Raw genomic sequence first — 11,619 nt, 5'->3', positions numbered from 1 at the left:
TATGAATCTGTTCTCCACTTCCTAACACTTCCAACCCTCCCCACTCTTACCAAGGAGTACCGATCATCATAAAAGAAGCCCAATAATAGGGATGGGAAAAAGTCATATCTTCGGCAAATTCAGCATCTGGCAGTTTCACGCCATCATCTCCAATTCGACTACTTCTTAGCCTTCCTGCTTCCAGACGTAGATCGCCATTAATCATTGCTATCTGTGCTTGCCTCAACGCTTCTGCTTTCACAGTAGTATCTTGCAAACTCAACTGTCGATAAAATTCTCTCATCAACCCTAAAGTTCCCCCATCATCGACCTGCCATAAACTTGCTAAGACTGATTTCACTCCCGCTTGCACTGCTAACCCAGCAAAACCTAATTCTGCATCCAAATTACCGAAAGCAGTTTCACAAGCACTCAATACTAATAACTCTATTGGTTCTCCATTTTTTGCTAACTTTCGTAATTGATCGAACTTTAATTGTTCGTTCCATAACTGAATAAAAGACTCGTTAGGTGCACTGGGTTGAAAAGAGCCATGAGTTGCTAAATGTACAATCCTTGCTCCCTGTTTTATCCGTTGCTTTTGGAGATTTTCAAATGTAAAACTTTCGTCAAAGAAAATCTTACCTCGCCAATTTTGCCGAATCATTTTTAACTCTAAAGGAACAGCAGGTAAAGATACTATGTTAGGGTCTTGAAAATCTGAGGCTCCCATTGCTAAGACTGATAAATCTTTAATATTTTTGTAGCTAGTATCAGTCATATTAATACTAGGAATTAACCCCATACTATACTTTTCTATTAAGAATTTTTCGCCATCATGGAGAGCTGCAAAAGGAATACTGCGCATGGCTGGGTCTAGAGAGAACATAAGTGTATCTATTTCCCGTTTTTGTAATTCTGCTTCTAAGGGTGAAATTAACAATTTATATAATTTTTGCGCAGCAGTTAAATATTTATTGGGATTGCTAGGGCTAGGATGACTGACTCCTCCAATAAAGCTTCGCATTTGTTGACGCAATTCATCATTATTAGCGACTTCTATTCTCTGAAAAACTGGTGAACCTTGAGAGGTAACTAAAATTAATTCTAGGTATTCAGGTTGAGAAATAACATAAATAACTGCTGGTTTTTTTCCTGTTTGATTAGCAACTGTATTTAGTGATTCTCTAATGCTAGTTTCGGTAATAACTGGCAAGTTATCTAGATTGATTTTTAATTCGTTAGCAAAGGCTTTGCTACGGATTTTATCGATTTTATCCGGGGATCTTCGGTGGTTGAGACTAGCAAGAATTAGATTTCCTGATTGGGGGCTAATAGTTGGTATTTTCTGCTCTGAAGTCATATTATTCCTCAGACTATTATTTTCTTTTTTACTATCATTATCAACCAGTTTTGTTGTGGAAGATCGAACTAGATCCCCATTTTCTAATCCACCAAGTTCACGAGGAGAATCTACTGTTTCTTCTAAATTAGAATTGACATTTTGATCTAGATTAATATTTTCGTTAATTACCATATTTTGAGTGGGGTATCTGGGTTGAATATTAACTTGACCATCAATATTATTAATCGAGTTAATGCCACTAGAAAAATTAATTTGATTGCTCATTAGACCGATCGTGCCTCCACCATTGTTTGTAATTTTACCCACTGTTAAATTTTCACCAGAAATAATTAAAGAACTGCTTCTGTTTACAATTGACGTCTGATTTTCTATAGCAAATGAACCACTACCATTGTGGTCACTATCGGCTACAAGTTTTACCTGAGTTTGAGGTGTATCTAATCTGTGATTATCGGAGTTTAAATTTAGTTGACGATCGGATAAATTATTGATAGTAATATCATTAGTTGCTGCTAAAGTAACATCTGCATTATTAGTCATTTGTTCTAGAGAATTTTCGGAAACATTCAAGTTTGTAAACTGATGGTTTTCTGCTTCCGAAACTTGGGAATTAGTTTCTGGGTTGACCGTAATATTCTCCGACTCCAGTCGTATATCCCCAACATTATTCTCAGCACTTAAATCAACTGTGCCACTAAAACTGCCTCCACCAGAAATTTGCACAGACCCACCTTCGCCTAAATTTCCACTACCCCGGGCGCTGATGTGGCCAGATATATCAATTTGCTCTCCAGCGATCGCTACATTTCCACCCTTACCAGTCAAATTAGCATTGGCAGAAATTATAGAATCTGAGCTAACATGAATGTGAGTATTTTGTTCCTGGTTAACTGTATAATTACCTAGGCTAACTGTCCCACCACCTCCATCCCCTGAGACATTAATATTAGCCTGGTTAAGGGCAATCCGATCGCCCACAATCTCTACATTTCCTCCTACTAGTTTTGTATTTTCCTGACTCAGGGGAGGTAGGGAACGATTAGTAAATTGAGTGTTTGAAGTATCGAGATTACCGGAGATAACCACGGAACCGGGGGTAGTTGCTGTTTCATCTCCACTTAGTATAAACTGCCCATCTTGATTGATGGTGACTCTTGTAGCATTCTCCCTTGTACCTTCCCCAGTTAACATTTTTGGCAAAGACAGAGGATCGATTTGCCCATCTGAACTATCTGGGAAGCGATCGCTGGAAATTTCCAAATTCAGCAAATGTCCCTCTTTGCTAATTCTTACCATTGACTGATTTGGCACAGCAGCAATACGAATATTGCCACCGGGGGCTGCGATAGTACCATAATTAACGACACTCCCAGCTATGAGGGTGACGTTTTGCCCTGGTTTGACTTGGAGGTTGCCATTATTAATAATTCCTGCGGGTTCTTTGGGAAAAGTAAAGGCGCTGGGATTTCCGATCAGTGAGGCATAGTTATTTTTACCTGTTGCACTGAACCACTGATTATTAAATTCGATGCCAGTAGCGGTAGTGGCAGCAAAAGCTGCGGGTATATTTAGTTGAGCATTTTTACCAAAAATAATTCCGGCTGGATTAACAATATATAGGTTAGAATTGCCTCCTGCTACTTGAATTAAACCGTTAATAAATGAAGAGTTACCACCTTTTACACGAGTAATAATATTTTTAATTGTTTCAGTTGAGGAAAAGTTTGCTGTTTGACCTTTATGGAGGTTAAATTCGCTAAAACTATGAAAAAGATTTGCTCCGTCTCTTGATAGTCTACCTCCATGAATATTGAAGCGATTGCCTGCTTTTTCAACTATTGTATTTGTACCATCTGTTGATGTTTTAATTGGTTGCGCTTTAACTACAGGAGGTAAGAGCAAGTATGCTAAATAGCTAATAGGGGATATTCTAGCTGCTATATCTGCGATTGGTGACAGGTATACAGTTGATAGTTCAGAATTGTTTTTATCTTGACTAACTTGAGATTTTTTTGTTTTAATTTTGGAGTTGGGATTTCCTATTTTTCTGAAAATATCTATCTTTGGTTTAGATTCTTTTTTAGATTCAGGTTTCATCTTACTGTCTCCGTTTATAATAATAAAATAAATAGGAATAGCTGATAATTTTATTTGGCAAAATAATAATTAGAATCATCTTGAAACTTATGTGATGATTTCTCAATTATTGTCTGGCGATAATTACGATCAAAATCGTCAATCTTCAAGGAAAAATATTAACAATATATAAATAACAAAAATATCGAAATCAAACCAAAATTTATCTAGCTTTTATTTTTATCAGAGCTAATTTCATAGCTTTACTTGCTGTCTTTTGGTTTCTTAAGTCACATAGTTTAGATGGTTATCAGGATATTAGATATTTTCCCTGAATGGGTAAGAACTTACCTACTGGGTCAAGTCAAAATATTAAAAATTTAATTTAAATTCAACTTTTAATATTGTGTAAATAACACAAATATCAAAATCAAACCTATCTAGCTCTTATTTTCATAATAGCTAATTTTATACGTTGACTTGCTGTTTTTTTGTTTTTTAAGTCACATAGTTTTGATGGGTATAGCCATATTAAATATTATACCTTAATGGGCAATAACCTACCTACTATACTAAACCAATCATTGGTTCTACCCCCCTAAAACTTAGATATGCTAATATATAAAAGAAGTACAAAGTTGCTTGACTCTAATGGCTTTTTGTTTGTATACTTAATAGTGGGTTTTACCCTTTTAGGTATTTTCCCTGACAGGATTGATAAGTAACCATTAAAGTATAACCAATCATTGGTTACACCCCTCCTAAAAAAAAGAGGATCAAATACATGAAATAATTGGAAAAATTGCTTGAAGATCATAGATATGTGTTTGTATTTCCAACTAGATTCGGCAAGGGGTCTCCCGTTATAATCTTCGATTTAACGGGAGGGGAATTGCCGACAGCAAGCTTATCTAGGTGTCGATTGATGTTTTTCTTCTGATTTCTTGTCTTTAAGTTTTAGTGAATCTATGAAATCATTTATTACTTGCGTCATCGTTTTTTCATTTTCTGCTGCATATAATCGTAGGGGCGATTCGCGAATCGCCCCTACTTTAATCTGTTATGACTGATTCATATATTTAATCGTGTTTTCTTGATTTTATGTATAGACAAACTTTATACAAACTATTATAATAAAAGTCTGGTCGAAAAAGAAAAAAATGATCATAAGTCATTGCTACAAAATCACGCCAAATCAAGAACAAATAGCTAAAATTGATTATTGGCTAGAACTTTTGAGAAGACACTGGAATTATGCTTTGGGTCAACGACTAGACTGGTTAAATAGAACTAGATGTCCGATAGACCGTTGCTCAATAGTTTCAAGTCCAATTGGTGAGATTCCTGTTAGACCAGATTATTATTTTCAGCAATCAGCACTTAAACAGACAAAACAGTTATTTCCTGAGTATAAAGAAATTTACTCTGAAGTTCAACAAATTAATTTACAAAAACTTGATATTGCCTGGAAACGTTGGTTAATTCCTGACAAAACAGGTAAAAGATATGGTAGACCAAGGTTTAAAAAGTCTGGCAAATTAAGGTCATTAAGCTTCAGTAGAGTAAATCATCTTAAAGCAGCAGTTAAGTTTGATGGTAAACAAATTATTATTAGCAGATTTGGTGCTATTCCAGTGATAGTTCATAGACCAATTCCAGATGAATTTACAATTAAAACTGCAACTATAACCAAAAAAGCTGACGGCTACTATATTAGTTTTAGTTTGGAATATAAGTCAGTTCCTAGTTTAATACCTACAGATAATATCAAAAATTCTGTAGGTATTGATGTAGGTTTAAAAGAGTTTTTAACTACTAATACTGGTGAGACTGTTTCTGTTCCAAATTTCTATAGAAAAGCACAATCTAATTTAGCTAGAAAACAAAGTAAAACAGCTAGAAAAGAAATTGGGTCTAATAACTGGAAGAAGGCACAAAATAAAATAGCTAGATTACATCAACATATTGCTAGACAAAGAGAAGATTTCCATTACAAAACTGCTCATAAATTAGTTAAAGAGTATGATTTGATTGCTGTAGAAGACCTTAATATTAAAGGTTTAGCTAAAAATACTAAACTATCAAAATCAATTTATGATGTAGCCTGGGGTGCTTTTATTGAAAAATTGAATGCAGTGGCGGTAAAACGCGGTGTTCATGTAATTAAAGTTAATCCTCACAATACATCACAAAATTGCAGTAATTGTGGTCAAAAATTACCTAAAACTTTGTCAGTTAGAACCCATTCTTGTCCTAAGTGTAAAACAGTTTTAGATAGGGATGAGAATGCGGCAAAGAACATATTAAATAAAGCATTAAACGAGGTGGGTATCATCTTGTCTGCTTGTGGAGGCGTAAGACGTTAGTCAGCCTGTGAGACAAGAAACTTCTGAAGCCTGGATTCAATTATCTTTGTTTTAAAAGCTCCCGTTATAATCTCCGATTTAACGGGAGAGAACTTCACAACCCTGGGCTTAACCAATCATGTATTTGACTAAGCACAGAAACTTTGTTCTTTCAACCTTTAATAATTAAGTAAAAAGTAGTGATGAATACTAAAGCTGTCTCAAGTCCGATGAAAAAATTGACTGGTCTCTTACTAACTATTGCTGCCAGCGCTTTAATTAGTTTGCCAGTATTAGCTCAAAACTATTATTCTTCTGCGATATTCAATCCACGGCGTAATTCAACAAGTCGCAGTGTTGATGGTACAATTGCTGGAGAATTTGATGCAGCAATCAAGTATTATCAGAACTTCCAAACTTTTGCAGATGCAGTAAACCAAGCGGGTTTAATGGAACAATTCCGCTCATCCAATTCCCGCGGTGCCGTAGAATATACAGTTTTTGTCCCCACAGATGCAGCTTTTGCAGCTTTGCCAGAAGCTACAAGGAAAGAGCTATTCAAACCAAAAAACAAGGAGAAATTACTTAAACTTTTGAACTATCACATTGTTCCTGGTGCTGTTTCTAATGAAGAGGTGGCAGAGGGAATGGTGGAAACTGTTTCTGGCGATCGAATTACAATTAATCTAGATGCTATTGAGGATAAAATTACTCTGAATGAGTCCAGCACTATTGAGTCATCCCAACGTGCTAAAAATGGAGTGATAATATTAGTGGATGAAGTTTTGATACCAGAGGAACTATAACGAAGTCAGAACTCAGAAATTGTTTTTGTAAAGGAGATTTTGAGCAACTCTCCAAAAACATTTCCCCTGAAAAAGTGTGGTTTTATAGCAAATCCGGTTATTATAGGGTCGTCACACAAGTGCCAAAATTATTCTCAGGCAAAGGTTTTGAATTTTGTGAACATATATCTCTCTATTAAAGCGGATTTGGTATTAGACCCAATTATTTTGATAATAGACTTATGCACGAGAACTTCTTAACAAACCCGGTTTTTCCGAGCAACCAGGTTTCGCGTTAGTAATATCATGTCCGGTTGAACAGTTATAAATAATTAGAGGAGACAGGAGACAAGAGGTAGGAGACAGGAGATAGGGAAAAAAGTGTTTTCATCACGCTCTTATCCGGACATGGTATAAGTCCTATATAAAAAATATAGTAGAGGACTAACTTATATAATCAGTGATTTCGCGGTGATATAGTAGGTTAAACATACTAGGAGGTAACTTCTGAAGAAGAAAACCAGTTATTCCCATAGATGTCTATTGTTCAAAGCAAGGATTTATTCTAGGAACAAGGTTTTGCGTGCGTCAGTCTTAATTATCAGTGATTTCACGGTGAGAGTGTCAAAACTCCTCTAAACTATTTGCTAATGCTACCCACTCCTGGACACTTAAATCTTCTGCACGACTTTGGGGGTTGACTTTTAACTTTTCTAATAACTCGGAAAGGCGATCGCGTTCAATAACTGCTTTAAGATTATTCCTTAACATTTTCCGTTTACTAGCAAAACCTAATTTAACTAGATTTTCCATTTTTTTGGGATTATTTGCCTGGGGTTCTATTAATTGAGGTCGTAGTCGTATTACTGCTGAGTCAACTTTTGGTGGGGGATAAAATGCTTTAGCAGGTACATCACAAATAAATTCACAGTTGGCTAAATATTGAATTTTTACTGATAGGGAACTATAAGCTTTGGAGTCTGGTCGAGCGCAAATTCTATCTGCTACTTCTTTTTGTAATAATAAGACGATTAAATCATAAGTATTAGCTACAGGTTGAGCAATTGTTCCTAATAGTTTTTCCAAAATCGGACCTGTAATGTTATAAGGTATATTCGCCACAACTTTATTTGGATTTTGGAAAGTAGGAAATTGTGCCAAGTTTGTTTCTAAATCAAGGGATAAAATATCTCCTTGTAACAATAAAAAATTTTCTACAGAGCCAATTTTTTTGACTAACTTTTGACATAAATCTCTATCAATTTCTACCGCAACAACTGAAGCTGCTAGGGGCAATAAACGATGAGTGAGGATACCTGTACCTGGCCCAATTTCTAGGATGCGATCGCTGTCGGATAATTCAGCAGCTTGGACAATTTTATTGAGAGCTTTGTCACTCCTCAACCAATGTTGAGCAAATCTTTTTCGGGGTTGGATAGTCATTTCAGTTATATAATAGGGAATAGGGAACAGGGAACAGGGAACAGTACCTCTGCAATAAGGGGACTGGAATTCAGGAATATTCTCTTTTTTTATCCTCTTAAAAGAGTCGGCACCAGACCCAAATTTTTCGGTCATAATATATACATAATATATAAGTAATATCAAATCCGGATAATTACTATATCCAAGTCATTGCGACTGGAACGAAGTGGAAGGAAGCAATCTCAGGGGTAACGCGAGATTGCTTCCTATCGTCGCAATGACAACTGTCCAACCGGATTTTATATAATTTATATAAACTTAATATACATTTAATTCCTTAATAACTTTTTCTCGTTTTTATAGAGGAGATTGTGGCAATTCCTTCCCTAGTAAAGATTCTAATTTTGGAGAGATAATTATAGTTCTATTATTGTCTATTATTAGGTGTTGCTGAACCTCTTGTTCCGTCAAAATATTTTTGTTGATATAAGTTTGTAATAACTTATGAATAATCAAGAAAGAATGATAAACAACTGATGTTAACTTTGCTCCAGGAATATGAATATATTGTTCACCAGTTTGATGCTGATACTGATAAGGAATAGGATTATGATCTCTTTTAGAAGTTTCTAGTTCATTTGGTGGTTCTTGACCGGGATAAACTTGAAGATTTTTTTTCAATTCTATTGGTTCTAACTCTGCTACCCAAGGTATCCATTGAGATACTCCTTGTTGAATAGCTTGGAGAATAGAAGCTTCATTTCGATTACCAAAATAGTCAGTTTCACCCTTGATCCAACTTATCCAATTTTGAGGTAAATTGATTGAAGTTTGAGTGAGAGGAACATAGAATTCTGCCTGATTATATTCTAATCCATAAAAAATAGCCAAACGATTCTCACCTGCTTTGATGATTCCTGCGTATTGCCCACGAATTAGTAATGTACTGGAGAAATGTTCTATTAATTGAGGACTTTTTGTCTTGAGAGTTTCTGGAATTTTATATATCCCATAGGCTTTTAATTTAACAATATTTCCGGCTTCTTTATCTCCTGAAAAAGAGGGGATTGGAATTTCCAATCCTTCTGCATATCCTGTATTAATAACTGTATTGAAGTATAAATTTTCTTCATGCTTAATATTCAGTTCAAATCCTTGGTTACTGAGTTCAATATTAGTTACTTTATGATTAGTTTTAAGATTAATTTTTTGCTCTTTTATTAATTTATTAAGCAGTTGGATTAAATGATTACAATATTTGTCGATATTTAGAACTGGTTGTTTAACTTTGACTACCCCATTAAAGGAATTTTTGTCTCCAGTTCCCCATAAAATTTCTTCCCCATCGATTTCCTGAACCAGTTCTTGTACAGAGCCGAAAATTTGATCTGATGGATAATTATTAATATGATTATTATAAATTTCCATCAAATTTTTACTAACATCTTTGAGAGTTATACCTTCTCGATAAATTGCTGTATTTCCTTTAATATTAGGAACTAAATAGTTCACATATTCATCTTCAAAAACATAGTCAGGCATAACTTTTTTAAACAAAAGAGTTTGTTTAAACAAAAGTTCTAACGTAGAAAAATGTCCTCCATAAACAAAGTGATGTAAAATCCCTGTATTATTAAGGGAAGCACTGTAATGATTTAAGGGAGTAGATTCAGCTTCTAGAAGCGTTACTTTAGCAATTCCTAATTGAGAAAGGATAGAAGCAAGGGAAATTCCCATAGCTCCCCCACCAATAATAGCGATTTTTTGTTGTGCTTCTGGGGGAATATTAAATAGTTGTTCGTGAGTCATAAATCACCAAGAATAAAGGTTGAAACAATTGACTATTAAATGTTTCTAAATTGAACTTTTAAAAATAATCTTAAAACGACAATTTTATTGATTAAAAAAAATCACTGTACAACAGTATGGTTATAGACAACTATCGCATTCAGAACTTTTAGAGATATTTGGAGGAGTTGTTAGAGGGATTTGGCAGTCAAGAATATTGCTCCCTACTCGACTCGGTCTTACTTATTTCCTATTCCCTTTTTCCTCCTTAAAAGATTTCCAAATATTTTGAACTAGCATTATTTGCTGACCAATGGGGAGATAGCGCTCAAGGGAGAAAATATTCTGATCGTTTTGAAAATCTACAAAATTCTGCTGAAATGCTGCATAAATTTTCAGGTTCATATTTAATAGTTGATCGTCAATAATATTCAGAACTAATTGTTCTTGATTGTTAAAGTTTTCGTCATTCCTAATAATTAATTTACCAGGACGAAGAGCAAAATCACCTGAATAGTCAAATTTCATCCAAAAATCCACTTCTATATCAGGTAGAGTCTTGTCTTCATCAAAATAAATTTTTAAACGCCGTTCCTGAATATCCCATAGGGGATATTCTTTTTTGATTGCAGGATTTGGTCGCATATTAATGTTAGAATGAACATAAACTTTATCTTGAATATTTTCTACCTGATAAATAGCATTGACAAATGTATTTGTACCACTAACTTCTGGGAGTGACAAATAATTATTAAAATCAATTATTCCTATTGAAGAGAGTAACTGTAAAGCATGAGGCAATTCAAGTAATGGTGGGTCTGTAGTATATGCTAAACCATTTTCTTTAGAAAAATCAATTTCTACTTTATATAAATTAGGAATACTCGAATGATTACTTGAAGTTAGGGAAAGCTTTTGTTTTTTTTCCTTGATAAATTTTTGGATTTCTCGCTTAATAAATTTAGGAAAGTCTGAATAATACCACTGAGAAGCAACTGCTGCTTTGATTTGATGTTTATGAATTATTTCTGCGATTTGCAGCATTTCTTCTAGGTTTGTTACAACTGGCTTAGGTAAAATAAAGTGTTTGACACCAGCTTCGATATATAACATTAGTTGTTCATATACTAATTCTGGCTTTAAAGCTATCTCAATTACTTGTCTTGCTTTTTGCTGATTATTTAGGTGTTTAAAATAGTGATCATGCCATTGACTAAAACTCTGAAATAGATAAGTTTGTGGTTTATTTTTGCCTAAAATACTATCAGCAAATAAGGAGGAATTAATTACTGGCTCGACAATAGATACTATTTCCCAGAAATATCCATTTTTGGCATATTTAGTTCCAATATAATTTTTTCCGTAACGCCCATAACCAACAATTGTTGTTTGAAAAATTGAAGCTGGATATAAATACTCCGAACTCAGCATAATTTTAGAGACAAAATGATACAGCTAAAAAATCAACTTACATTACAAGAATTTCTCGAACTTCCACCAGGAGATGGAGATATTATTTATGAATTTATTGATGGAAAAGCAGTAGCAAAAATGCCACCGAAAAAATTTCATTCTAAATTGACTCGTGCATTATTATATTTAATTGATGAATTGTGCAAAGGCAAAGGAGAAGTCTATCCAGAATTAGCAGTTAAGTTAACAAAAAAAAAGAAAAGATTGGATGCCTGTTCCAGAATTATTATATCTTATACCAATTACCATGCATTAATGCTATACTTCAGCTATACTTCAACACCTCAATAGTTACTAAGATTAAAAGTCTGTTTTTGACAATTATTAGTCGGTATTTTATAGATTTTTCCTACTTTTCCTCTCCCCACACCTCCCACACTTC

Annotated in this window: 7 protein-coding genes; 3 read left to right on the top strand and 4 right to left on the bottom strand. The window is 34.4% G+C overall.

Annotated features, from left to right (window positions below; genetic code table 11):
* Positions 1–46 precede the first annotated feature (46 nt).
* On the bottom strand, positions 47–3,442 hold the full coding sequence (locus F6K22_RS15920) for a CHAT domain-containing protein (RefSeq protein ID WP_293099558.1): 3,396 nt from the start codon (positions 3,440–3,442) through the stop codon (positions 47–49).
* Between the two features lie 1,139 nt (positions 3,443–4,581).
* Between F6K22_RS15920 and F6K22_RS15915 the strand changes: the two genes are divergently transcribed.
* Together F6K22_RS15915 and F6K22_RS15910 are read left to right on the top strand one after the other, a co-directional pair.
* The gene (locus F6K22_RS15915) at positions 4,582–5,787 is read left to right on the top strand and encodes an RNA-guided endonuclease InsQ/TnpB family protein (RefSeq protein WP_293099555.1); all 1,206 of its coding nucleotides are present in this window, start codon (positions 4,582–4,584) and stop codon (positions 5,785–5,787) included.
* A gap of 182 nt (positions 5,788–5,969) precedes the next feature.
* Complete coding sequence (locus F6K22_RS15910) at positions 5,970–6,572, top strand: fasciclin domain-containing protein (protein ID WP_293099552.1); 603 nt, start codon at positions 5,970–5,972, stop codon at positions 6,570–6,572.
* 603 nt (positions 6,573–7,175) lie between these two features.
* Here F6K22_RS15910 and rsmA read toward each other — a convergent pair.
* The 3 genes from rsmA to F6K22_RS15895 form a co-directional block, all read right to left on the bottom strand.
* Positions 7,176–7,994 (bottom strand): 16S rRNA (adenine(1518)-N(6)/adenine(1519)-N(6))-dimethyltransferase RsmA, encoded by an 819-nt coding sequence (gene rsmA, locus F6K22_RS15905; RefSeq protein WP_293099549.1) that lies wholly within the window; start codon positions 7,992–7,994, stop codon positions 7,176–7,178.
* 339 nt (positions 7,995–8,333) lie between these two features.
* A complete protein-coding gene (locus tag F6K22_RS15900) occupies positions 8,334–9,785 on the bottom strand; it encodes an FAD-dependent oxidoreductase (protein WP_293099546.1) in 1,452 nt (483 codons plus the stop codon).
* Between the two features lie 222 nt (positions 9,786–10,007).
* Positions 10,008–11,195, bottom strand: a complete 1,188-nt coding sequence (locus F6K22_RS15895; protein WP_293099543.1) for a Gfo/Idh/MocA family oxidoreductase — start codon at positions 11,193–11,195, stop codon at positions 10,008–10,010.
* A 15-nt stretch (positions 11,196–11,210) separates the two neighbouring features.
* On the opposite strand from F6K22_RS15895, the gene F6K22_RS15890 reads away from it, so the two are divergent.
* Positions 11,211–11,528, top strand: a complete 318-nt coding sequence (locus tag F6K22_RS15890; protein WP_293099540.1) for a PDDEXK family nuclease — start codon at positions 11,211–11,213, stop codon at positions 11,526–11,528.
* Positions 11,529–11,619: the final 91 nt, after the last annotated feature.

It is taken from the genome of Okeania sp. SIO2F4, assembly GCF_010672385.1.
Lineage (GTDB): Bacteria > Cyanobacteriota > Cyanobacteriia > Cyanobacteriales > Microcoleaceae > Trichodesmium.
The sequence above is the reverse complement of the archived record's forward strand: the minus strand, read 5'-3'. Positions and strand labels throughout refer to the sequence as shown.

Coding starts and splice junctions, on each gene's coding strand:
- F6K22_RS15895 (WP_293099543.1), bottom strand. CDS start 11,195: ATGCTGAGTTCGGAGTATTTATATCCAGCTTCAATTTTTCAAACAACA.
- F6K22_RS15915 (WP_293099555.1), top strand. CDS start 4,582: ATGATCATAAGTCATTGCTACAAAATCACGCCAAATCAAGAACAAATA.
- F6K22_RS15920 (WP_293099558.1), bottom strand. CDS start 3,442: ATGAAACCTGAATCTAAAAAAGAATCTAAACCAAAGATAGATATTTTC.
- F6K22_RS15910 (WP_293099552.1), top strand. CDS start 5,970: ATGAATACTAAAGCTGTCTCAAGTCCGATGAAAAAATTGACTGGTCTC.
- rsmA (WP_293099549.1), bottom strand. CDS start 7,994: ATGACTATCCAACCCCGAAAAAGATTTGCTCAACATTGGTTGAGGAGT.
- F6K22_RS15900 (WP_293099546.1), bottom strand. CDS start 9,785: ATGACTCACGAACAACTATTTAATATTCCCCCAGAAGCACAACAAAAA.
- F6K22_RS15890 (WP_293099540.1), top strand. CDS start 11,211: ATGATACAGCTAAAAAATCAACTTACATTACAAGAATTTCTCGAACTT.